This window comes from Pseudomonas sp. IzPS59, assembly GCF_014863505.1.
In the GTDB taxonomy this organism is placed as follows: domain Bacteria; phylum Pseudomonadota; class Gammaproteobacteria; order Pseudomonadales; family Pseudomonadaceae; genus Aquipseudomonas; species Aquipseudomonas kribbensis.
Genome location: NZ_CP062251.1, coordinates 111,166 through 136,155, shown reverse-complemented (window position 1 = coordinate 136,155; position 24,990 = coordinate 111,166). Strand labels below are relative to the sequence as shown.

At 57.6% G+C, this 24,990-nt stretch carries 18 protein-coding genes, 2 tRNA genes and 4 rRNA genes; 15 read left to right on the top strand and 9 right to left on the bottom strand.

Going from position 1 to position 24,990, the window contains the following annotated elements:
* The first annotated feature begins 236 nt into the window (after nt 1-236).
* From IF189_RS00655 to IF189_RS00640, 4 genes are all read left to right on the top strand, one after another.
* The gene (locus IF189_RS00655) at nt 237-737 is read left to right on the top strand and encodes a sigma-70 family RNA polymerase sigma factor (RefSeq protein WP_134828687.1); all 501 of its coding nucleotides are present in this window, start codon (nt 237-239) and stop codon (nt 735-737) included.
* On the top strand, nt 737-1,747 hold the full coding sequence (locus IF189_RS00650; RefSeq protein WP_134828686.1) for a FecR domain-containing protein: 1,011 nt from the start codon (nt 737-739) through the stop codon (nt 1,745-1,747). Before IF189_RS00655 ends, IF189_RS00650 begins: the two co-directional genes overlap by 1 nt.
* A gap of 86 nt (nt 1,748-1,833) precedes the next feature.
* Nucleotides 1,834-4,335, top strand: coding sequence for a TonB-dependent siderophore receptor (locus IF189_RS00645; RefSeq protein WP_192552664.1), 2,502 nt, complete (start codon nt 1,834-1,836; stop codon nt 4,333-4,335).
* Between the two features lie 76 nt (nt 4,336-4,411).
* Nucleotides 4,412-5,590: a PepSY-associated TM helix domain-containing protein gene (locus IF189_RS00640; protein WP_192552663.1), complete on the top strand. Its 1,179-nt coding sequence runs from the start codon at nt 4,412-4,414 to the stop codon at nt 5,588-5,590.
* A gap of 70 nt (nt 5,591-5,660) precedes the next feature.
* On the opposite strand, the gene rrf (IF189_RS00635) is transcribed toward IF189_RS00640, so the two are convergent.
* The 8 genes from rrf (IF189_RS00635) to IF189_RS00600 form a co-directional block, all read right to left on the bottom strand.
* Nucleotides 5,661-5,776: ribosomal RNA gene (gene rrf, locus IF189_RS00635) — 5S ribosomal RNA — on the bottom strand.
* Nucleotides 5,777-5,882: 106 nt separating this feature from the next.
* Nucleotides 5,883-5,998, bottom strand: a 5S ribosomal RNA gene (gene rrf / locus IF189_RS00630).
* Between the two features lie 149 nt (nt 5,999-6,147).
* Nucleotides 6,148-9,038, bottom strand: a 23S ribosomal RNA gene (locus tag IF189_RS00625).
* A gap of 245 nt (nt 9,039-9,283) precedes the next feature.
* Nucleotides 9,284-9,359, bottom strand: a tRNA-Ala gene (locus IF189_RS00620).
* Nucleotides 9,360-9,389: 30 nt separating this feature from the next.
* A tRNA-Ile gene (locus IF189_RS00615) sits at nt 9,390-9,466 on the bottom strand.
* An 81-nt stretch (nt 9,467-9,547) separates the two neighbouring features.
* Nucleotides 9,548-11,084: ribosomal RNA gene (locus tag IF189_RS00610) — 16S ribosomal RNA — on the bottom strand.
* The 16S, 23S and 5S rRNA genes sit together here with 2 tRNA genes alongside, the layout of an rRNA operon.
* A gap of 644 nt (nt 11,085-11,728) precedes the next feature.
* On the bottom strand, nt 11,729-12,949 hold the full coding sequence (locus IF189_RS00605) for a CaiB/BaiF CoA transferase family protein (protein WP_134828666.1): 1,221 nt from the start codon (nt 12,947-12,949) through the stop codon (nt 11,729-11,731).
* A gap of 13 nt (nt 12,950-12,962) precedes the next feature.
* Nucleotides 12,963-14,144, bottom strand: a complete 1,182-nt coding sequence (locus IF189_RS00600; protein ID WP_085712999.1) for an acyl-CoA dehydrogenase — start codon at nt 14,142-14,144, stop codon at nt 12,963-12,965.
* Between the two features lie 158 nt (nt 14,145-14,302).
* On the opposite strand from IF189_RS00600, the gene IF189_RS00595 reads away from it, so the two are divergent.
* The 11 genes from IF189_RS00595 to IF189_RS00545 all read left to right on the top strand — a co-directional run bounded on the left by IF189_RS00595 (nt 14,303) and on the right by IF189_RS00545 (nt 24,416).
* On the top strand, nt 14,303-15,202 hold the full coding sequence (locus tag IF189_RS00595) for a LysR family transcriptional regulator (RefSeq protein WP_134828665.1): 900 nt from the start codon (nt 14,303-14,305) through the stop codon (nt 15,200-15,202).
* Nucleotides 15,203-15,636: 434 nt separating this feature from the next.
* Nucleotides 15,637-16,758, top strand: a complete 1,122-nt coding sequence (locus IF189_RS00590; protein WP_114880919.1) for a Re/Si-specific NAD(P)(+) transhydrogenase subunit alpha — start codon at nt 15,637-15,639, stop codon at nt 16,756-16,758.
* A 15-nt stretch (nt 16,759-16,773) separates the two neighbouring features.
* A complete protein-coding gene (locus IF189_RS00585; RefSeq protein ID WP_003220416.1) occupies nt 16,774-17,094 on the top strand; it encodes an NAD(P) transhydrogenase subunit alpha in 321 nt (106 codons plus the stop codon).
* On the top strand, nt 17,094-18,527 hold the full coding sequence (locus IF189_RS00580; RefSeq protein ID WP_134828664.1) for an NAD(P)(+) transhydrogenase (Re/Si-specific) subunit beta: 1,434 nt from the start codon (nt 17,094-17,096) through the stop codon (nt 18,525-18,527). The genes IF189_RS00585 and IF189_RS00580 overlap by 1 nt, the downstream gene beginning before the upstream one ends.
* Nucleotides 18,528-18,742: 215 nt before the next feature.
* A complete protein-coding gene (locus IF189_RS00575) occupies nt 18,743-20,236 on the top strand; it encodes an acetyl-CoA hydrolase/transferase family protein (RefSeq protein WP_134828663.1) in 1,494 nt (497 codons plus the stop codon).
* Nucleotides 20,237-20,557: 321 nt separating this feature from the next.
* On the top strand, nt 20,558-20,773 hold the full coding sequence (locus tag IF189_RS00570) for a DUF1127 domain-containing protein (RefSeq protein WP_003220409.1): 216 nt from the start codon (nt 20,558-20,560) through the stop codon (nt 20,771-20,773).
* A gap of 257 nt (nt 20,774-21,030) precedes the next feature.
* The gene (locus IF189_RS00565; protein ID WP_134828662.1) at nt 21,031-21,240 is read left to right on the top strand and encodes a DUF1127 domain-containing protein; all 210 of its coding nucleotides are present in this window, start codon (nt 21,031-21,033) and stop codon (nt 21,238-21,240) included.
* Nucleotides 21,241-21,375: 135 nt separating this feature from the next.
* A complete protein-coding gene (locus IF189_RS00560; RefSeq protein ID WP_134828661.1) occupies nt 21,376-21,693 on the top strand; it encodes a DUF2388 domain-containing protein in 318 nt (105 codons plus the stop codon).
* Between the two features lie 107 nt (nt 21,694-21,800).
* Nucleotides 21,801-22,109, top strand: a complete 309-nt coding sequence (locus IF189_RS00555; RefSeq protein WP_134828660.1) for a DUF2388 domain-containing protein — start codon at nt 21,801-21,803, stop codon at nt 22,107-22,109.
* Between the two features lie 28 nt (nt 22,110-22,137).
* A complete protein-coding gene (locus tag IF189_RS00550) occupies nt 22,138-22,458 on the top strand; it encodes a DUF2388 domain-containing protein (RefSeq protein WP_065260625.1) in 321 nt (106 codons plus the stop codon).
* Nucleotides 22,455-24,416: a DUF4105 domain-containing protein gene (locus IF189_RS00545; protein WP_134828659.1), complete on the top strand. Its 1,962-nt coding sequence runs from the start codon at nt 22,455-22,457 to the stop codon at nt 24,414-24,416. Before IF189_RS00550 ends, IF189_RS00545 begins: the two co-directional genes overlap by 4 nt.
* A gap of 70 nt (nt 24,417-24,486) precedes the next feature.
* Here the strand turns inward: IF189_RS00545 and IF189_RS00540 are convergent, their stop codons facing one another.
* On the bottom strand, nt 24,487-24,930 hold the full coding sequence (locus tag IF189_RS00540) for an anti-virulence regulator CigR family protein (protein ID WP_085713007.1): 444 nt from the start codon (nt 24,928-24,930) through the stop codon (nt 24,487-24,489).
* Nucleotides 24,931-24,990: the final 60 nt, after the last annotated feature.

Below are 24,990 nucleotides of genomic sequence, written 5' to 3'. Positions count from 1 at the left end.
TAATGGCTGCTCTACTTTGGTGCACGCATGTCTCACCAGTCTGTCGGCACGACTCGGAGAAAACTTAGCGTTTTGTAGGAAATGGACGGCATTTCTGCCAGCTTCCCGCCGAACGGCGTGCCAGAGCGTTCGCCTGTCATTTTTTGATGACTGTTTTGCAGCGTCGGTTGCAAATTCTGTAACCCTTGATGACAATGCGACTAATTATCATTTGTGACGTTCGGGCTGTCGCGTTCATGTCCTCACCTGAGTTTGCAGTACAGGCGCTTTACAGTAGTCATCACGGCTGGCTCAACGGCTGGTTGCGCGCGCGACTGGGCAATGCGGCCGATGCGGCGGATCTGGCCCAGGACACTTTCGTGCGCCTGCTGCAACGCACCGAACGTCTCGAACTCAAGGCGCCCCGCGCGTTTCTGCGCACCATCGCTCGCGGGCTGGTGATCGACCATTGGCGACGCGAGGAAATCGAGCGCGCGTACCTGGAAACCATCGCTCACTTGCCCGAAGCCGAGACACCCAGCGCTGAAGCCCGCGCGCTGGTGATCGAACTGCTGGAAAGCATTGCCCGCATGCTCGAGGGGCTGAAGCCCAAAGTGCGTCAGGCATTTCTGCTGGCGCAGTGCGAAGGTTTGACCCACAAGCAGATCGCCGAGCAGATGGGCCTGTCCTTGCGCTCGGTGGAACGCTACGTCGCCGATGCGCTGTATCACTGCTACGTGTTGCGGTACGAAAGCTGATGCCGGTGGATAACTTGTCAGTCGTCCGCAGCGCCGAGCCACAGCAGAAAGTGGTCAAACAGGCGATCCACTGGCTGCTGCGTCTGCGCAATAACCACGGCAATCCGCGCCTGAACCACCAATGTGAACAATGGCGCGCCGAGCACCATGATCACGAAGTGGCCTGGCAACGGGTGCAGTCGTTGCAAAGTGAGCTGACCCGAAATCTGCGCGCCGTTCCGGGTGCGCAAGTAGCATTCAACACACTGGAAAACAGTGCGCAGAGCCTGGGTCGCCGTCAGGCGTTGAAGCTGTTGTCCGGCGCGTTGTTGATGGGCTCCGCCGCGTGGCTGGCCAAAGACACGTCAGCCTGGCAGCAGTGGAGCGCCGATTACGCTACCGCCACCGGCGAGCGCCGCGGATTCCAGTTGCGCGACGGTACGCGGATCGAACTGAACACGGCCAGCGCCGTGGACCTCGATTACACGGCGCAACAGCGGCTGATCAAACTGACTCGGGGCGAGATCATCGTAACCTGCGGCGCCGGCGGAGGTTCGGTGGTCGATCGACCGCTGCGAGTGCAAAGTCGTCATGGCACCTATGAGCCGTTCGACGCGCGCTTCATCCTGCGTCAGGAAGGTGCTTGCACGCGCCTGAGCGTCACCAGTGGCCGGGTCGCAATTCTTTCGCCGCGGACGAGTGCTGGCGCTTCCACCGAGGTGCTTGCCGGTCAGAGTTATTTGATCGACCACCATCAAGTGCGTCCCGCTCCACCGCTGGACATGGATGCCGGCGCCTGGATCGACGGACTTATCGTGACGCGCAATATGCGCCTGGGCGATTTCCTCAATGAGGTTGGCCGCTATCGTCAGGGCTTCCTGAATTGCGCTCCGCAAGTGGCGGATCTGCGCTTGTCCGGCGTGTTCCGTCTCGATGACACCGACAAGTTGCTGGCGATTTTGCCGCAGACGCTGCCGGTGCAATTGCGCTATCGCACCCGCTGGTGGGTAACGCTGGAACGAGCGGTCTGAATTTTTTTGGCGGGTTTTCGCGGCACAGCCGGCTTAGTCAGTAAGCACTTCAATTCAGCCTTCGCGACTTGCCACGGAAACCTACAATGACTGCGCGCGTTACCTGTAAGAACCCTCTGAATTTCACTGCCGAAACGGGCCTTCTGCGCCAAGCGATTCGGGCCGCGTTGTTCTCCACCGCACTGGGCGTCGGCCTGCTGCCGAACCTGAGCGTCGCGGCGAGCGCCAGTGAGGTCGGCAGCCACCGCTACAACATCGCCGCCGGGCCAATGGGCGAGGCGCTGAATCAGTTTGCGCGCCAGGCCGGCATTACCTTGTCGATGACCCCGCAGCAAACTCAGGGCCGACAATCACCCGGCGTGCAGGGCGAGTATTCGACCGATCAGGCGTTGAGTCATCTGCTGGGCGGCTCAGGTCTGGAGGCGGTCAGCCAGGACGGCAGCAGCTACGTCCTGCGCTCAATTGCGGAAACCGAAGCACTGGCCCTGCCAACCACCGATATCAAAGGCTTCGCCCTCGGCAACGCACTGGGCAGCATGGACGGCTACAACGCGACGCACAGTCAGATCGCCACCAAAACCAGTACCGCGCTGCTGGAAACGTCGCAAAGCGTGTCGGTGGTCACCCGCGAACAAATGGATGATCAGGGCTCGCAAACCGTGTCCCAGGCCATGCGCTACACCCCTGGCGTGCTGACCAACCCCTATGGCGCCACGCACCGTTACGACTACGTGGCGATGCGCGGTTTCAACGATGGCTCGGTGGATAACATCTACCTCGACGGCCTCAAGTCGATGGGCGACAGCGGCACCTACAGCACCATGCAGGTCGATCCGTATTTCCTCGAGCGCGTCGATATCCTGAAGGGCCCGTCGTCTGTGCTCTATGGTCGTAGCTCGCCGGGCGGGCTGGTGGCGTTGACCAGCAAGAAACCGTTGTACGAGGCCTATCACCAGGTTCAAGCCACGGTTGGCACTCAGGGCCAACGCGGTGTCGGTTTTGACTTCAGCGGCCCGGTCGATGACGACAAGCGCATCGCCTATCGTCTGATCGGTTTGACGGATCAGTCCGACACGCAATTCGACCACAACAAGGAAAAGCGCTTCGCTCTCGCGCCGACGGTCAGCATCGATTTCAACGAAGACACTTCGCTGACCCTGCAGGCGTATCTGCAGCATGACCCGGATGGCGGCTATCACGGTGGCGTGCCGGCCGACGGCACGATTCATCAGCGCAACGGCAATCGCATCTCGTCGCATTTCTTCGAAGGCGAACCGGGGGTCGATGGTTACTCCCGCGATCAGCAGTCGTTCGGCTATCAGTTCGAACATCGCTTCAACGACGTCTTCACCGCGCGGCAGAATTTCCGTTACCTCGACTCCAAAGTGAACATGGATCAGGTGTACGCCTATGGCTGGACGTCGCCGACCAGCAATGAGCTGAATCGCTACTACACCGGCGGTGACGAACGCCTGCACGCGTTCATCGTCGACAACATGCTCCAGGCCGAATTCTTCACCGGTGCGACCAAGCACACGGTGCTGATGGGGGCGGACTATCAGCGGCGCAAAACCGTGGTCGACTGGACCAGCGGTGGCCTGGCACCAATCAATGCGTTCAATCCGGTGTACGGCAACGCCGCCATCGATATGTACGGCGAGACCAGTTATCTGCGTCGTCTGGAGCAGACCGGGGTTTACCTGCAAGACCTGATTGAAATGGACAAATGGCGCTTCTCGCTGGGTCTGCGTCAGGACTGGGTAGAGACGTCCGAGGAGAACCGGATTGCCGAGGCGGGCCGCCCGGTCGGCACCGAGGTCAGCGACAAGCGCACCAAACTGACTGGCCGTGTCGGGGCACTCTATCTGTTCGATAACGGCCTGGCGCCGTACATCAGCTACTCGGAGTCATTCAACCCGAACTCCTATGCCGACAGCGCCGGTAATCCGCTGGCCCCAACGGATGGCACGCAGTGGGAAGCGGGTCTGAAGTATCAGCCACCTGGCACCGACAATCTGTTCACGGCCTCGCTGTTTCGCATCGATCAGGAAAACCTGGCAACCAAGCTGCCGCAGGAAAATTTCTATCGCGCTGTAGGCGCTGTTCGCTCCCAGGGTCTGGAACTGGAAGCGCATATGCAGCTCACCGACAACCTGAAAGTGCTCGGGAGCTACACCTTCACTGACATCGAGTACTCGAAGTCGATGGTCAGCACCCTGAGCACCCCGACCAACGTGATCGAGAACAAAGGCAACTCGCCAACCCAGGCACCGCGACACATGGCTTCGCTATGGGCGGACTACAAGTTCGACAGTGCGGCGCTTGATGGCGTACGAGTGGGCGGCGGCGTGCGTTACGTCGGTTATAGCTGGGCGGATGCTGAGAACACCATGAAGGTGCCGTCCTACACATTGTTCGACGCGTCGATCGGTTATGACCTGGGCAAGGTTGGCTTGAAGGGCATCGATGTACGCCTGAATGCCAATAACCTGACCAATGAATCCTACGTGGCTTCCTGCGCCAGTCTGAACTTCTGCTACATGGGCGAAGAGCGCAACGTCGCTGCCACGGTCAGCTACCAGTTCTAATCCTTTGTCTTGTGCATAAAAAAGCCAGTTCCTGAGATTCAGGGACTGGCTTTGTCGTATTCGTGGGGAAATTTTCATGCGTTCGTTTCTGGTTTTACTGCACCGGTATATCGGGTTGGCCACGGCTGTGTTTCTGCTGCTGGCGGGAATCACCGGGAGCATTCTGGCGTTCAACCATGAGCTGGATGAGTGGCTGAACCCTGGGTTTTACGCGGCGTCGGCCGAGGGGCAGCGTTTACCGCCAGGTGAGCTGGTCGATGCGGTGCAATCTGCACATCCGAGGCTGCAGGTCTGGTACATGGAGTATCCGAATGAGGCAGGTCACACAGCCTTGCTGGCGGCGGTGCCACGTAATGATCCGGCGACGGGCAAACCGTTCGATGAGCGTAATCAGGTGTTCTACCTGGACCCGGTCAATAGCGAGCAAAAAGGCCAGCGCTACTGGGGCGAGTGCTGTTTTCAGCGAGAGAACTTCATTCCTTTCATTCTTGAGTTCCACTACAACCTGACGCTGCCCGGGAATTGGGGTTTGCTGCTGATGGGGCTGGTGGCCATCGCCTGGGTGATCGATTGCTTCATCGCTCTCTGGTTGACGTTACCGCGAGGTAAACCCTTTTGGAGGAAGTGGTCGAGCGCCTGGAAGATCAAGGGTGGGCATGCCTATCGGCTCAACTTCGATCTGCATCGAGCGGGGGGACTGTGGCTGTGGTTGTTATTGCTGCCGATAGCCGTCAGCAGCGTCGCCATGAACTTGCCGAGCCAGGTCTTCAAACCGGTGGTGTCGCTGTTTTCTCCGATTGAGCCGAGCGTATATGAGGCCCGAGGTCGAATGCCTGCCGATGAGTTGGGGATCACTCGCTTGAGTTATCAACAGGCCTACGAAAGGGCACAGCAGGAGGGAAAAAAATTGGGGCTTACAGCGGCTATCGGGGAGTTGTATTACAGCTTTGAGTACAACTTCTACGGCGCAGGGTTTGGACAGCATGACACCGAGGCCCACGGCAAATCCTGGTTGTTTTTCCACGGTACCGACGGACGATTACTGGGGCAGGAGATCGCAGGAGAAGGGACGTTGGGAGAGCGGTTTTATCGGTTGCAGCTGCCGATACATGGGGGGCGGATCATCGGCTTTACCGGACAAGTGATGATCGCGGTATTGGGTATTCTGATTGCGGGGTTGTCCGGGACTGGCGTCTACATCTGGTGGCGCAAATGGCAGGCTCGTCGAAGCAGCAAGGCACGCAGAGCGGTTTGAAGATGGGCTTTTTCAGGCTCTGAAACGACAAAACCCCAACTGCTTTCGCAGTTGGGGTTTCGGAATTTAATCTTGACGATGACCTACTCTCACATGGGGAAACCCCACACTACCATCGGCGATGCATCGTTTCACTTCTGAGTTCGGGATGGGATCAGGTGGTTCCAACGCTCTATGGTCGTCAAGAAATTCTGTGACCAGCCCGTTACCGCAGTAACGTACCGGCAAAAATCGGTGACTTCTACTAAAACAAAACCCCAACTGCTTTCGCAATTGGGGTTTCGGAATTTAATCTTGACGATGACCTACTCTCACATGGGGAAACCCCACACTACCATCGGCGATGCATCGTTTCACTTCTGAGTTCGGGATGGGATCAGGTGGTTCCAACGCTCTATGGTCGTCAAGAAATTCGGGTACTGACTCGTGGCCGGATGGCCTCGCTTCAGCAAATTGGGTATGGATAGTTTTCGGTGCTTTGTGAGCGTCGAACTTTCGGTTCTTTCGTCTTCACACACCGCAATCTGGCTTTTAAGCGCAAATTGCTTGGGTGTTATATGGTCAAGCCTCACGGGCAATTAGTATTGGTTAGCTCAACGCCTCACAGCGCTTACACACCCAACCTATCAACGTCGTAGTCTTCGACGGCCCTTCAGGGAACTCAAGGTTCCAGTGAGATCTCATCTTGAGGCAAGTTTCCCGCTTAGATGCTTTCAGCGGTTATCTTTTCCGAACATAGCTACCCGGCAATGCCACTGGCGTGACAACCGGAACACCAGAGGTTCGTCCACTCCGGTCCTCTCGTACTAGGAGCAGCCCCTCTCAAATCTCAAACGTCCACGGCAGATAGGGACCGAACTGTCTCACGACGTTCTAAACCCAGCTCGCGTACCACTTTAAATGGCGAACAGCCATACCCTTGGGACCGGCTTCAGCCCCAGGATGTGATGAGCCGACATCGAGGTGCCAAACACCGCCGTCGATATGAACTCTTGGGCGGTATCAGCCTGTTATCCCCGGAGTACCTTTTATCCGTTGAGCGATGGCCCTTCCATACAGAACCACCGGATCACTAAGACCTACTTTCGTACCTGCTCGACGTGTCTGTCTCGCAGTCAAGCGCGCTTTTGCCTTTATACTCTACGACCGATTTCCGACCGGTCTGAGCGCACCTTCGTACTCCTCCGTTACTCTTTAGGAGGAGACCGCCCCAGTCAAACTACCCACCATACACTGTCCTCGATCCGGATAACGGACCTGAGTTAGAACCTCAAAGTTGCCAGGGTGGTATTTCAAGGATGGCTCCACGCGAACTGGCGTCCACGCTTCAAAGCCTCCCACCTATCCTACACAAGCAAATTCAAAGTCCAGTGCAAAGCTATAGTAAAGGTTCACGGGGTCTTTCCGTCTAGCCGCGGATACACTGCATCTTCACAGCGATTTCAATTTCACTGAGTCTCGGGTGGAGACAGCGCCGCCATCGTTACGCCATTCGTGCAGGTCGGAACTTACCCGACAAGGAATTTCGCTACCTTAGGACCGTTATAGTTACGGCCGCCGTTTACCGGGGCTTCGATCAAGAGCTTCGCGTTAGCTAACCCCATCAATTAACCTTCCGGCACCGGGCAGGCGTCACACCCTATACGTCCACTTTCGTGTTTGCAGAGTGCTGTGTTTTTAATAAACAGTCGCAGCGGCCTGGTATCTTCGACCGGCATGGGCTTACGGAGCAAGTCCTTCACCCTCACCGGCGCACCTTCTCCCGAAGTTACGGTGCCATTTTGCCTAGTTCCTTCACCCGAGTTCTCTCAAGCGCCTTGGTATTCTCTACCCAACCACCTGTGTCGGTTTGGGGTACGGTTCCTGGTTATCTGAAGCTTAGAAGCTTTTCTTGGAAGCATGGCATCAACCACTTCGTCGCCTAAAGGCAACTCGTCATCAGCTCTCGGCCTTAGAATCCCGGATTTACCTAAGATTCCAGCCTACCACCTTAAACTTGGACAACCAACGCCAAGCTGGCCTAGCCTTCTCCGTCCCTCCATCGCAATAACCAGAAGTACAGGAATATTAACCTGTTTTCCATCGACTACGCTTTTCAGCCTCGCCTTAGGGACCGACTAACCCTGCGTCGATTAACGTTGCGCAGGAAACCTTGGTCTTTCGGCGTGGGTGTTTTTCACACCCATTGTCGTTACTCATGTCAGCATTCGCACTTCTGATACCTCCAGCAAGCTTCTCAACTCACCTTCACAGGCTTACAGAACGCTCCTCTACCGCATCACTTGCGTGATACCCGTAGCTTCGGTGTATGGTTTGAGCCCCGTTACATCTTCCGCGCAGGCCGACTCGACTAGTGAGCTATTACGCTTTCTTTAAAGGGTGGCTGCTTCTAAGCCAACCTCCTAGCTGTCTAAGCCTTCCCACATCGTTTCCCACTTAACCATAACTTTGGGACCTTAGCTGACGGTCTGGGTTGTTTCCCTTTTCACGACGGACGTTAGCACCCGCCGTGTGTCTCCCATGCTCGGCACTTGTAGGTATTCGGAGTTTGCATCGGTTTGGTAAGTCGGGATGACCCCCTAGCCGAAACAGTGCTCTACCCCCTACAGTGATACATGAGGCGCTACCTAAATAGCTTTCGAGGAGAACCAGCTATCTCCGAGCTTGATTAGCCTTTCACTCCGATCCACAGGTCATCCGCTAACTTTTCAACGGTAGTCGGTTCGGTCCTCCAGTCAGTGTTACCTAACCTTCAACCTGCCCATGGATAGATCGCCCGGTTTCGGGTCTATTCCCAGCGACTAGACGCCCTATTAAGACTCGCTTTCGCTACGCCTCCCCTATTCGGTTAAGCTCGCCACTGAAAATAAGTCGCTGACCCATTATACAAAAGGTACGCAGTCACAGAACAAAGTCTGCTCCCACTGCTTGTACGCATACGGTTTCAGGATCTATTTCACTCCCCTCTCCGGGGTTCTTTTCGCCTTTCCCTCACGGTACTAGTTCACTATCGGTCAGTCAGTAGTATTTAGCCTTGGAGGATGGTCCCCCCATATTCAGACAAAGTTTCTCGTGCTCCGTCCTACTCGATTTCATGACCAAGAGATTTTCGCGTACAGGGCTATCACCCACTATGGCCGCACTTTCCAGAGCGTTCCGCTAATCTCAAAGCCACTTAAGGGCTAGTCCCCGTTCGCTCGCCACTACTAAGGGAATCTCGGTTGATTTCTTTTCCTCAGGGTACTTAGATGTTTCAGTTCCCCTGGTTCGCCTCTTGCACCTATGTATTCAGTGCAAGATAACCATCTTGTGATGGCTGGGTTCCCCCATTCAGACATCTCCGGATCAAAGTCTGTTTGCCGACTCCCCGAAGCTTTTCGCAGGCTACCACGTCTTTCATCGCCTCTGACTGCCAAGGCATCCACCGTATGCGCTTCTTCACTTGACCATATAACCCCAAGCAATCTGGTTATACTGTGAAGACGACATTCGCCGAAAATTCGAATTTCTCAACTAAGAGAACTCACAAATTTTACCTTAGCCTGATCCGTTACCAGTGAAAGTAACGTTCAGTCTATCTTTCTATCACATACCCAAATTTTTAAAGAACGAACTAGTCAAAGACTAGAAATCAACATTCACCATCAACACAATGGAATGCTCATTTCTAAGCTCTTACTTCAGAAGCAGTAGTGGTGGAGCCAAGCGGGATCGAACCGCTGACCTCCTGCGTGCAAGGCAGGCGCTCTCCCAGCTGAGCTATGGCCCCGTATTTCTACAGGCGTTTCCCACACAAAATTGGTGGGTCTGGGCAGATTCGAACTGCCGACCTCACCCTTATCAGGGGTGCGCTCTAACCAACTGAGCTACAGACCCAATTTCGGGCTGCTTCTTTCGTCTTCTTCAATGAATCAAGCAATTCGTGTGGGAACTTATGGAGCAGCTGATGTCGTCGATTAAGGAGGTGATCCAGCCGCAGGTTCCCCTACGGCTACCTTGTTACGACTTCACCCCAGTCATGAATCACACCGTGGTAACCGTCCTCCCGAAGGTTAGACTAGCTACTTCTGGTGCAACCCACTCCCATGGTGTGACGGGCGGTGTGTACAAGGCCCGGGAACGTATTCACCGCGACATTCTGATTCGCGATTACTAGCGATTCCGACTTCACGCAGTCGAGTTGCAGACTGCGATCCGGACTACGATCGGTTTTATGGGATTAGCTCCACCTCGCGGCTTGGCAACCCTTTGTACCGACCATTGTAGCACGTGTGTAGCCCAGGCCGTAAGGGCCATGATGACTTGACGTCATCCCCACCTTCCTCCGGTTTGTCACCGGCAGTCTCCTTAGAGTGCCCACCATAACGTGCTGGTAACTAAGGACAAGGGTTGCGCTCGTTACGGGACTTAACCCAACATCTCACGACACGAGCTGACGACAGCCATGCAGCACCTGTCTCAATGTTCCCGAAGGCACCAATCCATCTCTGGAAAGTTCATTGGATGTCAAGGCCTGGTAAGGTTCTTCGCGTTGCTTCGAATTAAACCACATGCTCCACCGCTTGTGCGGGCCCCCGTCAATTCATTTGAGTTTTAACCTTGCGGCCGTACTCCCCAGGCGGTCAACTTAATGCGTTAGCTGCGCCACTAAGAGCTCAAGGCTCCCAACGGCTAGTTGACATCGTTTACGGCGTGGACTACCAGGGTATCTAATCCTGTTTGCTCCCCACGCTTTCGCACCTCAGTGTCAGTATCAGTCCAGGTGGTCGCCTTCGCCACTGGTGTTCCTTCCTATATCTACGCATTTCACCGCTACACAGGAAATTCCACCACCCTCTACCATACTCTAGCTCGCCAGTTTTGGATGCAGTTCCCAGGTTGAGCCCGGGGATTTCACATCCAACTTAACGAACCACCTACGCGCGCTTTACGCCCAGTAATTCCGATTAACGCTTGCACCCTCTGTATTACCGCGGCTGCTGGCACAGAGTTAGCCGGTGCTTATTCTGTCGGTAACGTCAAAATTGCAGAGTATTAATCTACAACCCTTCCTCCCAACTTAAAGTGCTTTACAATCCGAAGACCTTCTTCACACACGCGGCATGGCTGGATCAGGCTTTCGCCCATTGTCCAATATTCCCCACTGCTGCCTCCCGTAGGAGTCTGGACCGTGTCTCAGTTCCAGTGTGACTGATCATCCTCTCAGACCAGTTACGGATCGTCGCCTTGGTGAGCCATTACCTCACCAACTAGCTAATCCGACCTAGGCTCATCTGATAGCGCAAGGCCCGAAGGTCCCCTGCTTTCTCCCGTAGGACGTATGCGGTATTAGCGTTCCTTTCGAAACGTTGTCCCCCACTACCAGGCAGATTCCTAGGCATTACTCACCCGTCCGCCGCTGAATCCAGGAGCAAGCTCCCTTCATCCGCTCGACTTGCATGTGTTAGGCCTGCCGCCAGCGTTCAATCTGAGCCATGATCAAACTCTTCAGTTCAAACATCTTTGGGTTTTTAAGAAACCCTAAACTTGGCTCAGCAATCGTTGGTTACATCTTTGATTTCTCGCGGAGTAACTTGTGATGCTGATAATCTTGTTGACTATCAGTCTGACTCCACAAGCACCCACACGAATTGCTTGATTCAGTTGTTAAAGAGCGGTTGGTTAAGATCTTTCATCTCAACCGAGGCGCGCATTCTACAGCAGCCTCATTTGCTGTCAAGTGATTATTTTCAGAAGTTTTCGAAGATTTCTTCAACAACTTCAACCACTTGCGCTTCCGATCTCTCGTTGGCGGGAGGCGAATTCTACAGCGTTACACGCTGCTGTCAACACCTCTTTTTCTCCGCTTTCGATCGAGAAGACCGAACCGTTGAAAGCGCCAGACAAACCGGCATTTCCAACTCCTTCCAGACTTCGATGATCTGAAGCTATCCGCTATCGAAACCTACTTAACTCATTGAATCTCAAGGAGTTTTCCGTTTCGACTGCGCCGGAAGTGGGGCGAATTATAGAGACTCAGAATCTGCCGTCAACCCTTAATTTGGTTTTCTTTCAATAACTTGCAGATAGGCCAAAAAACGCTCAATACCCTCTATTATAGAAGAAGGACTCAATACCCCTTCTATATAGAGAGAACCTTCAGAGCACCCCATCCTCCTTCATCGCAGCCACCGTACCCGCTCCCAGCCCCAGCACCCGCTGCAAAACCTCCAGCGTATGCTCGCCCAACAAAGGAGGCGCACGACGATACTCGACAGGCGTCCGAGACAACCGAATCGGGCTGGCCACCTGCGGCACCATCCCTGCCAACGCATGAGGCAACTCAATCGCCAACCCGCGAGACTTCACCTGCGGATCCTCGAACACCTGCGACAGATCATTGATCGGCCCACACGGCACACCCGCCTGCTCCAGCTGAGCGACCCACTCGGCGGTCGTCTTGAAGACTGTCGCCTGACGGATCAACGGAATCAGCACCGCCCGGTTCGCCACACGCAGTTTATTGGTCGCGAAACGCGGATCGTCCGCCCACTGCGGCTGCCCCGCCACCTCGGCAAATTTGCGGAACTGCCCGTCATTACCCACTGTGAGAATGAAGTCACCATCAGCCGTAGGAAAGTCCTGGTACGGCACGATATTAGGATGCGCATTGCCCAGCCGCTTTGGCGCATTGCCCGTCGTCAGGTAGTTCATTGCCTGGTTAGCCAGGCACGCCACCTGCACATCCAGCAGCGCCATATCAATATGCTGACCGCCACCATCGTGATCACGGTGAGCCAGCGCTGCCAGGATCGCCACGGTCGAATAAAGCCCCGTCAAGATATCTGTGAGCGCCACACCCACTTTCACCGGCCCGGCACCCTCATCACCTTCGGGGCGCCCAGTAAGGCTCATCAGCCCGCCGAGCCCCTGGATCATGAAGTCATAACCCGCGCGTTTGGCATACGGCCCGGTCTGACCGAAACCGGTGATTGAGCAGTAGATCAGATCCGGATTGATCGCCTTCAGCGACTCATAGTCCAGACCATAAGCCGCCAACCCACCGACCTTGAAGTTCTCGATCAGGATGTCCGACTTGGCTGCCAGCTCCCGCACCAGTTTCTGACCTTCGGGACGCGTGAAATCAATCGTCACCGATTGCTTGTTGCGGTTGGCCGACAGGTAATAAGCCGCCTCGCTGGTGTTCTCACCATAAGCGTCTTTCAGGAAGGGCGGCCCCCAGGCGCGAGTGTCGTCACCATTGCCCGGGCGCTCGACCTTGATCACTTCCGCCCCAAGGTCGGCAAGAATCTGCCCGGCCCATGGGCCAGCCAGCACTCGCGATAAATCCAGTACCCGCAGATGCGACAGCGCGCCCATGGTCGCTCTCCTGTTAATAGAACGCCTGCAGGCCGGTCTGCGCACGACCAAGAATCAGCGCGTGAACGTCGTGAGTACCTTCATAGGTATTCACCACTTCCAGGTTAACCAGATGACGTGCCACCCCAAATTCATCAGAGATCCCGTTGCCGCCCAGCATGTCACGGGCCATGCGAGCGATATCCAGCGATTTGCCGCAGGAGTTGCGCTTCATGATCGAAGTGATTTCAACCGCAGCAGTGCCTTCATCTTTCATGCGACCCAGACGCAGGCAGCCTTGCAGTGCCAGAGTGATTTCGGTCTGCATGTCAGCCAGCTTCTTCTGGATCAACTGAGTAGCGGCCAGCGGACGACCGAACTGTTGGCGATCCAGGGTGTACTGACGAGCGGTATGCCAGCAGAATTCAGCCGCACCCAGTGCACCCCAGGAGATGCCATAACGTGCAGAGTTGAGACAGGTGAACGGACCTTTCAGACCACGCACGTCCGGGAAGATGTTTTCTTCCGGTACGAACACGTTGTCCATGACGATTTCGCCGGTGATCGATGCCCGCAGGCCGACCTTGCCGTGAATCGCCGGAGCGCTCAGGCCTTTCCAGCCCTTCTCCAATACAAAGCCGCGAATATCGCCGGCGTCGTCCTTGGCCCAGACCACGAACACATCGGCGATCGGACTGTTGGTGATCCACATCTTGGCGCCGGTCAGGCTGTAGCCGCCTTCGACTTTGCGTGCACGCGTAATCATCGCGCCCGGGTCGGAACCGTGGTTCGGCTCGGTCAGACCGAAGCAGCCGATCCACTCGCCGGAAGCCAGTTTCGGCAGATACTTCTGTTTCTGTGCTTCAGTACCGAATTCGTTGATCGGCACCATCACCAGCGAGGACTGCACACTCATCATCGAACGGTAGCCGGAGTCCACGCGCTCGACTTCACGGGCAATCAGGCCGTAGCTGACGTAGTTGAGACCGCTGCCACCGTACTGCTCGGGGATGGTCGCGCCCAACAGGCCGACTTCACCCATCTCACGAAAGATCGCCGGGTCAGTCTTCTCATGGCGGAAGGCTTCAAGAACGCGTGGCGCGAGGCTCTGCTGGGCGAATTGCTCGGCAGTGTCGCGGATCATGCGTTCTTCTTCAGTCAGCTGTTGATCCAGCAGCAGTGGATCGATCCAGTTGAAGCTAGCTTTACCGCCCATGAGTGAGTCCTCGCAAATCGGGTGAATTAACGTGGCATTGATCCTAGGCGCGCTTCGCCCTCCCGGCAAACGAGGATTTCGCATCCTGTTGTGCTAATTTCTCACTCCGAAACGTCGCCAAGTGCCTTATATGCGACGTATTAGTGAGGTTGACGTACATGCGCCGCAAGATACCCAGCACCACCGCCCTGATCAGCTTCGAGGCAGCCGCTCGTCACGAGAGCTTTACCAAGGCCGCCGAAGAACTTTCCCTCACCCAGGGCGCCATCTGCCGACAGATCGCCAGCCTTGAGGACTTCCTCAGTGTCGAACTCTTCCGACGCTCGCGACGCGGAGTGAAGCTGACCGAAGCGGGTCTTTCCTACAGCCGCCGGGTTGCCACCCAACTCGATGCCGTGGAGCGCGACACCCTGTCGGTGATGGGTCAGCAGGGCACCAACGTGATCGAGCTCGCTGTGGTGCCCACCTTCGGCACGCAATGGCTGCTGCCAAGACTGAAGGACTTCCAGCTCAAGCACCCGGAAGTGACGGTCAACCTGACCAACCGAACCCGCCCCTTCCTGTTTGCCGACACCGACTTCGATGCCGCCATCTATTTCGGCGATGCCGATTGGTCGGGTACCGAATCCCACAGGCTGATGGGTGAGAATCCGATGCCGGTGTGCAGTCCCGCCCTGCTCGGCAACAAGGCGCACCTGACACCCGATGAAATCGCCGATCTCCCTCTCCTCCAGCAAACCACCCGCCCCTACGCCTGGCGACAGTGGTTCAACTCGCAACACCTGAATATCCCCCGCGACATGACAGGTCCGCGCTACGAGCTATTCTCCATGCTGGCCCAGGCAGCCATGCACGACATGGGCATCGCGCTGATCCCACCGTTCCTGATCCAGCGCGAATTGGCCGAGAAACGCTTGGTGATAGCCAACCCGAACGCACTCTCCAGCATCAAGGCGTATTACCTGATGATTCCGGAGCGAAAGGTCGAATCCGCGTCACTCAAGGCATTTCGCGACTGGCTGGTAAATCAGGCACACAGCTACAACCTAGAAGGATAAAGGCTTTCAGCGATTGCTAACCCCGTAGTCAGGATATTCAAAGCCCTACAGATATAACTATTTGTCGCAAATCGACAGACTGTATCCGAAAGTCGTACAGACGTCCCACAAGCGCCTGCCGACGTGGCTTTGAGCCCTCATTCGCGACTCATTGCGGCCTATTCACGTCACCGATGAGAAAATTCTTCAAATTCATCCAGACTCCTTGAAAGGCACGGCCTGTAAGGGATTCAGCTGGCTATCTGCGACATTCGGTCACGGGATGACTTGTAGTTAATTTTCCGTCACCCGTCATAATCCCTTGAAGGGCATAAACTTCGCCTGCAAAATGCCGCGCCCCGCCCTGATTTGGCGGGATCGTGCTGATCGGCCGCCCCAGTCGCACCATCCGTAGTGCATGGGTTTACTCAATAAGATCACGCAGGAGATTTGACGTGCACATTGGTGTTCCTCTCGAAACCCAGACCGGTGAAACACGGGTTGCTGCAACCCCGGAAACCATTAAAAAGCTGATCAGCCAAGGTCATAAGGTCACTGTGCAAACCGGCGCCGGCGTAAAAGCCAGTGTTGTGGACAGTGCCTATGAAGCGGCAGGCGCAACCATTGGCAGTGCCAATGACGCGTTTGGCGCCGAGCTGATTCTCAAAGTGGTCGCGCCAAGCGATGCCGAACTGACGCTGATCAAGCGCGGAACGGTGCTGGTGGGCATGCTCAACCCGTTCAACAACGACACAATCGCGAAGATGGCCGAGTGCGGGATTACCGCGTTCGCCCTGGAAGCGGCGCCACGTACGTCCCGGGCCCAGAGCCTCGACGTACTGTCGTCCCAGGCGAACATTGCCGGCTACAAGGCCGTGTTGCTGGCCGCCCACTACTACCCGCGCTTCATGCCGATGCTGATGACCGCTGCGGGCACCGTGAAAGCGGCACGCGTGCTGATTCTGGGGGCAGGCGTGGCCGGGTTGCAGGCGATTGCCACGGCGAAACGTCTGGGTGCCGTCATCGAAGCGTCCGACGTACGTCCGGCCGTGAAGGAACAGATCGAATCCCTCGGCGCCAAGTTCGTCGACGTGCCTTACGAGACCGATGAAGAACGCGAATGCGCGGTCGGCGTCGGCGGTTATGCACGCCCGATGCCGGCGAGCTGGATGCAGCGTCAGGCCCAGGCCGTGCACGAGCGCGCCAAGCAGGCTGACATCGTCATCACCACCGCACTGATCCCGGGCCGCAAGGCACCGGTGCTGTTGAGCGCGGACACTGTGGCGCAGATGAAACCCGGTTCGGTGGTCATCGACCTCGCTGCTGCCCAGGGTGGCAACTGCCCGCTGACTGTGGCCGATCAGGTCGTGATCGAGAACGGCGTGACCATCGTCGGCCCGACCAACCTCGCCGGTGAAGTCGCCGCAGACGCTTCGGCGCTGTACGCACGCAACCTGCTGGACTTCCTGAAGCTGGTCTTCACCAAAGAAGGCCAGTTCGAAGTGAACCTCGAAGACGACATCGTCGCCGCGTGCCTGATGTGCCGCGACGGCCAAGTCATCCGCAAAAACGCCTAAGCAGGGATTCAGACGATGGAAGAGCTTATCTCCCCCGGTATCTACAACCTGATCATCTTCGTGCTGGCGATTTATGTCGGTTACCACGTGGTCTGGAACGTTACACCCGCGCTGCACACGCCGCTGATGGCGGTGACCAACGCCATTTCGGCGATCGTGATCGTCGGCGCCATGCTCGCGGCCGCCCTGACCGTCACCCCGCTGGGCAAGACCATGGGCACCCTCGCCGTGGCGCTGGCCGCGGTCAACGTGTTCGGTGGCTTCCTGGTCACCCGCCGCATGCTTGAGATGTTCAAGAAGAAAGCCCCGAAAGCAAAAGAAGAGGCGCCTAAGTAATGAGCATGAACCTCGTCACGACGCTCTACCTGATCGCGTCGATCTGCTTCATCCAGGCCCTCAAAGGCCTGTCGCACCCGACCACGTCGCGCCGCGGCAACCTGTTCGGCATGCTCGGCATGGCGTTGGCGATCCTGACCACCATCGGCCTCATCTATAAGCTCGGGGCTGAATTGGCGACTGCCGGCATCGGCTACGTGATTGTCGGTCTGCTGATCGGCGGCACCGCCGGTTCGATCATGGCCAAGCGCGTTGAAATGACCAAGATGCCGGAACTGGTTGCGTTCATGCACAGCATGATCGGCCTGGCAGCAGTGTTCATCGCTATCGCCGCTGTGGTTGAGCCTCAGTCGCTGGGCATCGTCAAGCAACTGGGCGACTCGATCCCGGCGGGCAACCGTCTGGAGCTGTTCCTCGGCGCGGCCATTGGTGCCATTACCTTCTCCGGTTCGGTGATCGCATTCGGCAAGCTGTCGGGCAAGTACAAGTTCCGCCTGTTCCAGGGTGCACCGGTACAGTTCAGTGGTCAGCACAAGCTGAACGCCGTGCTGGGTCTGGCGACGCTGATCCTCGGCATCACCTTCATGCTCACCGGCAACCTCGCCGCGTTCGCACTGATGCTGGCCCTGGCGTTCGTCATGGGCGTGCTGATCATCATCCCGATCGGCGGCGCCGACATGCCGGTGGTGGTGTCGATGCTCAACAGCTATTCCGGCTGGGCGGCGGCAGGTATCGGTTTCTCGCTGAACAACTCGATGCTGATCATTGCCGGCTCCCTGGTGGGTTCGTCCGGTGCGATCCTCTCGTACATCATGTGCAAGGCGATGAACCGTTCCTTCTTTAATGTACTGCTCGGCGGTTTCGGCAATACGGCGGACGCCGGTCCTGCCGGTGAGAAGGAAGCCCGTCCGGTGAAATCCGGTTCGGCTGACGACGCGACCTTCCTGCTGACCAACGCCGACACCGTGATCATCGTTCCGGGTTACGGTCTGGCGGTAGCCCGTGCACAGCACGCCTTGAAAGAGCTGACCGAGAAGCTGACCCACCACGGCGTGACCGTGAAGTACGCGATCCACCCGGTGGCCGGTCGGATGCCTGGCCACATGAACGTGCTGCTGGCCGAGGCCGAAGTGCCGTACGACCAGGTGTTCGAGATGGAAGACATCAACTCCGAATTCGGTCAGGCCGACGTGGTACTGGTGCTCGGCGCCAACGACGTGGTCAACCCGGCCGCCAAGAACGATCCGAAATCGCCGATTGCCGGCATGCCGATCCTCGAAGCGTTCAAGGCCAAGACCATCATCGTCAACAAGCGCTCGATGGCCAGCGGCTATGCCGGTCTGGACAACGAACTGTTCTACCTGGACAAGACAATGATGGTGTTCGGCGACGCGAAAAAAGTCATCGAAGACATGGTCAAAGCGGTCGAGTAAATCGCTCGCTGCTGTACCGGACGCCCCGACTTGTCGGGGCGTTTTTGTTTGCAAAAACCGTCGGACAATTTGCCGCGTTGTTGCAGATCCGGTAACGGTGTTTTACTTGAAACCCGCTAAATAGACGCCTCGTTTGCGACCTTGGTAGCGGGACAGGCGCCCGCGAAATTCACTAGACTGCGCATCCTGCTACTCGCTGCCCGAGAAAATAATCCATGTACCGTGACCGTATTCGCCTGCCTTCGTTGTTGGAAAAAGTGATGAGCGCCGCCGACGCCGCTGCGCTGATTGAGGACGGCATGACCGTCGGCATGAGCGGCTTCACCCGCGCCGGCGAAGCCAAGGCCGTTCCCCATGCACTGGCCGAGCGAGCCAAGGTCACGCCGCTGAAGATCAGCCTGATGACCGGTGCCAGCCTGGGCAACGACCTCGACAAGCAACTGACCGAGGCCGGCGTCCTGTCCCGACGCATGCCGTTCCAGGTCGACAGCACCTTGCGCAAGGCGATCAACGCCGGCGAAGTGATGTTCATCGACCAGCATCTGTCGGAAACCGTCGAACAACTGCGCAACCAGCAATTGAAGCTGCCGGACATCGCGGTGATCGAGGCCGTCGCCATCACCGAGCAAGGCCACATCGTGCCGACCACCTCGGTGGGCAACTCGGCGAGCTTCGCGATCTTCGCCAAACACGTGATCGTCGAAATCAACCTGGCGCACAACGCCAACCTCGAAGGTCTGCATGACATCTATATCCCGACCTATCGCCCGACCCGCACGCCCATCCCGCTGGTAAAGGTCGACGACCGCATCGGCAGCACCGCGATCCCGATTCCGCCGGAGAAGATCGTCGCCATCGTCATCACCCAGCAGTCGGATTCGCCGTCTACAGTGTCGTCGCCGGATGTCGACACCAAAGCCATCGCCGATCACTTGATCACCTTCCTCAAGCAGGAAGTCGATGCCGGACGCATGACCAACAAACTCGGCCCGCTGCAGGCCGGGATCGGCAACATTGCCAACGCGGTGATGTGCGGGCTGATCGATTCGCCGTTCGAAGACCTGACCATGTACTCCGAAGTGCTGCAGGACTCGACCTTCGACCTGATCGACGCCGGCAAGCTGAGCTTCGCCTCGGGCAGTTCGATCACCCTGTCGGAACGGCGCAACAGCGACGTGTTCGGCAACCTGGAGAAGTACAAGGACAAACTGGTGCTGCGCCCGCAGGAGATCTCGAACCATCCGGAAGTAGTTCGGCGCCTGGGCATCATCGGCATCAACACGGCCCTGGAGTTCGACATCTACGGCAACGTCAACTCTACCCACGTCTGCGGTACGCGGATGATGAACGGCATTGGCGGTTCCGGCGACTTCGCGCGCAACGCGCACCTGGCGGTGTTCGTGACCAAGTCGATCGCCAAGGGTGGCGCGATTTCCAGCGTGGTGCCGATGGTCAGCCATGTCGACCATACCGAGCATGACGTCGACATCCTGGTGACCGAGGTGGGTCTGGCCGACCTGCGCGGCCTGGCGCCACGGGAACGCGCCCGGGTCATCATCGACAACTGTGTGCACCCGGACTACCGCCAGGCGCTGAATGACTACTTCGACAAAGCCTGCACCATCGGCGGCCACACCCCGCACATCCTGCGTGAGGCCCTGAGCTGGCACATCAATCTGGAAGAAACCGGACGCATGCTGAAGGCTTGATCCGCACAGATATTCCGCTGGCGCAAACACAGTTTCGTCAGCGGAAATTTGAAAACCTCCAATCCCGTCAAAAACTGTACTGCTGTACTGGTCTTTTCCTACAGCTTTTACCTACTCGATTCATCGAATCGAGCAAAAATGCACCAAATAGGCGCAGACAGGTACAGTTTGCGCGATTTTGACCCGTACACCCCCTATAAACAGTTAACTGGTCACTCACAATACAAGTGAACTGTATCTAGAGAGTCTGGCCAAACGAGAGGATCATGGGCACCAGTTAAACCACTACCTGATCCCGCCACAAGCGGAAGGATGTCAACCATGGAACGTACACTCAGTTCCGAACTGTTCTTCGAAGACAAAGCTGCAAAAACCCAGGCTTCCCTGCCTCTGCGCGTTATCGCCAACCTGATGTTGTGGCAGCGCCGCATCTCCAGCCGCCATCAACTGGCTCGTCTGGATTCGCGTCTGCTGGCTGACGCCGGTATCAGCGAAGCACAACGCTACGAAGAGCTCAGCAAGCCGTTCTGGCGCTAAGTAGCGTCGCTGGCTCTGGTCGCCAGACCCACCGCCAGCAACCCGAATTGAACAAACAAGACCCGTCGCGGGAAACCGCGACGGGTCTTGTCGTTTTGGGGTCGGAAAACATGCGATACAGGTGCCCGTATCGCAGACAGGTACAGTTCCATCACAACCAAAACTGGACCAGTACAATTTTGCCGCAGTGTATCTGCCGTGCTCACTGCATTCAGCTCAACATGACCTTCCGCCCCCACTGACTTAAGGAAGACGTCATGAATCACTTACAGGATGTTTCAGCTGTTACAGTCGAACGCTCTCCCCACTGCGGTCTTGTACGGCGGCTATTCAAAAGCTTCTGGCAAGGCCTGGAACGCACCAGGACACGGCGCCTGCTGGCTCAACTCGATGGGCGGGATCTCGCCGATCTCGGCCTCAGCCACGCGGATCGACTGAACGAGCTGGAGAAACCCTTCTGGCGCTAGCATTTTGCCCTCTGTGCGAAACCTCCCACACAGGCCTAATATCCGGGCAGAACGTGGCGAATGCCGTGCGACTGGCGTCTGACTCCCCAGACACCAAGCCACCTCTCAATACGAAATTTCCAGAGGAGTTACACCATGTCCCGTCTTCGCCTGCTCAGCGCTGCCGCCCTGCTGGCTGTGGCTGCCAATGCCAGCGCTACCAGCTTCATCGTGACCACCGACGCCGTTGTTGGCGCACTGAAGTCCTCTTCGGACGCGACTTCCGACGTCAGCTCTTCGCTGCGTGACAACAAAGTCGTGATCGCTGCCCGTGACGACGCTGCCAGCTTCGTAGCCAGCAAAGGCCAGATCCGCGGCGTAAAACTGGAAAGTGCCCTGGACCTCATTCGTCATCAGGCCCCGCAGCTGAATGCGACCGACGCACAACTGGCACAAGCCATCCTGGCGATCTGATCCGACGTTGCTGGAAGGGACACGCCAGCCGTGTCCCGATGTTTCGCCGCTGGCTCTGGATCGGGCATTGCGCTAGCCTTGGGACTCGCTAACAGCTCCTGAGACTCATGCGTTTTTATCAAAATCTGCTTATCCCTTCTGTTCTGCTCACTGCCTGCTGGGCGACCTCGGTCGATGCCTTTGACGTCTCGACGCAAAACACCGTCGTCAGCGGTTACGCCACCAGCATGGTGTCTTCCGCGCCTTTCGACCGTAAACTGTTGTTCGCCGCCCACGACGATGCCGCGGCATTCGTTGCCAGTGACGGCCAATTGCGAGGCGCCCAGCTGGAATCCGCACTGCATTACCTGCGTAAATCCCGGCCAAAACTTCATGTAAGCGACCTTGAACTGGCACAGGCAATTCTCGTCCAATAGTTATTCTTGCCCCCTCCGGAGTCGTTCCATGCGTAGCCCGCTGATTGCTGCCGCCCTTGGCCTGCTGTTGTTGGCCGATATGGCCCAGGCGCACACCCTGGTAGCCACCAGTAACATCATCGTTCGTGCCTCCCAGCGCACCATCGATTTCACGTCCGACACCACCACGTCGATCCGCGATTCGAAAATCATCCGCGAAGCCCACGACGACGCCGCCAGCTTCGTTGCCAGCAACGGTGATATCCGTGGCGCGCACCTGGAAGCCGCCCTCAATACCTTGCGCACCCGCGTGCCGGAAGCCCGCGACGCCAGCGACCAGGTACTCGCCGAAGCCATCCTCGCATTGTGAAGTCTCTCAGCGCCTGGCTGCTGGCCGGGGCGCTGCTGCTGATCGGCAGCAACGCCCACGCCAGCCTGCAACTGCGGCTCAAGACCGAGGGTCTGAGCCCCGCCCAACAACAGGCCAGTCAGGCGCTGCTCGATGAAGCAATGCAGAAACTGCCGCCCAGCTTCATCGAACGTCTGGATCGACGTATCGATGTCGGCTGGACCGACGAGATGCCCGACAATGCCTACGGTGAGGCGGCTCTTGTTTCCGAGCTGGACCTGAACCGCAAACTGCTCGCCAGTCTCACCGACGGCAGCGCAGCCAAACAAAAGACCAGTCGCCCCCACGGCACTGTGCGGCAGGAATTGCTCGCTACGGTGCTGCACGAAATCACCCACATTTATGATCGCGCACGCCTGTGGCCAGCCGCCGAGCGCACGCTGATCCAGCGCTGCACCCGCCGCAACAACAGTGCCGGACTGATCGGCCTCCCGGACGAGTGCCGTGGCCAGAACGACCGGCGCTTCACCCTCAGCGATGACCCGCGCCTGCTCGACCTCGCTGGCTGGCAGCAATACGTCGGCCGCCGTGGTGAACGTGAACAGCACAACCGGCAGATCGCCCGCAGCCCGGACCTGTACGAAATCTCCAGTCCGAAGGAGTTCGTCGCGGTCAACATGGAGTACTTCCTCCTCGACCCGAGCTACGCCTGCCGCCGCCCGGCGCTGTACCGCTATTACAAGGAACACTTCGGCTGGGCGCCGCCGGAAAAAGACACCTGCGCCAAATCCTTCGCGTTCCTGAATGCCGGCAATGACTTTGCCAAGCAACCACTGGGGCAGGTCGATCCGGAACGTGTCTACGCCATCGACTACCTGCTGGCCGAAGCGAATCAGAACTGGGTCAGCCGCTGGGGACACAGCATGTTGCGCCTGGTGATCTGCGCACCGGGCCGGCCACGCGGGCCGGACTGCCGACTGGATCTGGACCAGCATCTGGTGCTGTCCTACCGCGCATTCGTCGGCGATGTGCAGCTGTCGAGCTGGGACGGACTGGTCGGCAAATACCCGTCGCGCCTGTTTGTTCTGCCGTTGGCTCAGGTGATCGACGAGTACACCAAGACCGAGCTGCGCAGCCTCGCCTCGGTGCCGCTGAACCTGTCGCGCAGCGAGATCGAAGACGTGGTCGAACACGCCGCCGAAATGCACTGGAGCTACGACGGCAACTACTTCTTCCTGTCCAACAACTGCGCGGTGGAAAGCCTGAAGCTGCTGCGCAGCGGCAGCAATAATTCGCAGCTTGTCGGCCTCGACAGCATCATGCCCAACGGCCTGCTGGAAGTGCTCAAGGGCCGGGGCCTGGCGGATACCAGCGTGCTGGACAACCCCAAAGAGGCGTTGCGTCTGGGGTATCGTTTCGACTCGTTCCGCGATCGTTATCAGGCAATGTTTGATGTGCTGAAGAAGCAGTTGCCGATCAAGCAGACCAGCGTCGAGGAATGGCTGTCGCTGTCGGCAGAAGAACGACGGCCCTGGTTCGAACGCGCGGACCTGCGTACCAGCGCTGCGTTGCTGTTGTTGGAGCAGGCGAGTTTCCGTCGCCAGTTGCTGCTGGCCCAGGATGAGGTCAAGCAACGCTACCTCGGTGCCCGGGAGCTGGAAAACGGCGGAATGGATAAAGCCAACGCGACCTTGCAGCAAATCCTCGCCAACAGCGGCTTCCTCAGTCGCCCGGCAGAACTGCTCGATTCTCGTGGTTACGGCCTGCCGCAACCCAGCGAATTCAGCCGGCTGGAAGCCGAAAGCAGCCAGCGCCAGAAACAGCTTTTGGTGCTGAGCGGTGATCTGGACAAGGAAGTGCGTGCGCTGCTGGAACCGAAGCGAGCGGCAGAGATTGCCGCCAACGAGGCCAACGTGAAGCAGATCGGCGAGCATTTGCGCAAACTGCACAAAGCTTCGGGCGGCCTGGAGTTGCCCTGAAAAACAACGGCCCTGAAAAACAAAAGACCGCAGCCTGTGCAAGGCTGCGGTCTTTTTTATTGCCTGTAAATCAGTACAGAACGCCATCCAGAATTTCGTAGACGATCCCGGTACCCACTGCGATCAACACGATATCGCCACCGGCTCGACGCCACTCATAGCCCGGATACACCGGCAAGCGCCCCAACGCCCGGGGATCCAGCCGCTCGCCATAGTAGCCGTGGGGCAACGGCCGACCGCGTTCCAGGCGAATGCCCGGCGGTGGCGGTGCACCGCGAACGAAGTAGCCGTGATTGTCACGGATCACCTGACGCACCGGCCCGAAGTCTCGAGGTGGCGGGCCGCCCCGATGGCTGCTTTGCCAATCATGGTGGTCGCCACCGCGATCGTCGTAGTGGCCCTGTTGCGGGCCGCCGTGGTCGTGATCGTCGCGTGGGTCGGCGCTGGCCAGCAGCGGCGTGGCGCTGATCATCAGCACGCCCAGACTGGCAATCAGACGTTTCGGCATTTTCATGGGTTTTCCTCACTGCACTGACAGCAAAAAGGGATTCAGAACGTGGTCCTGAATCCCTCG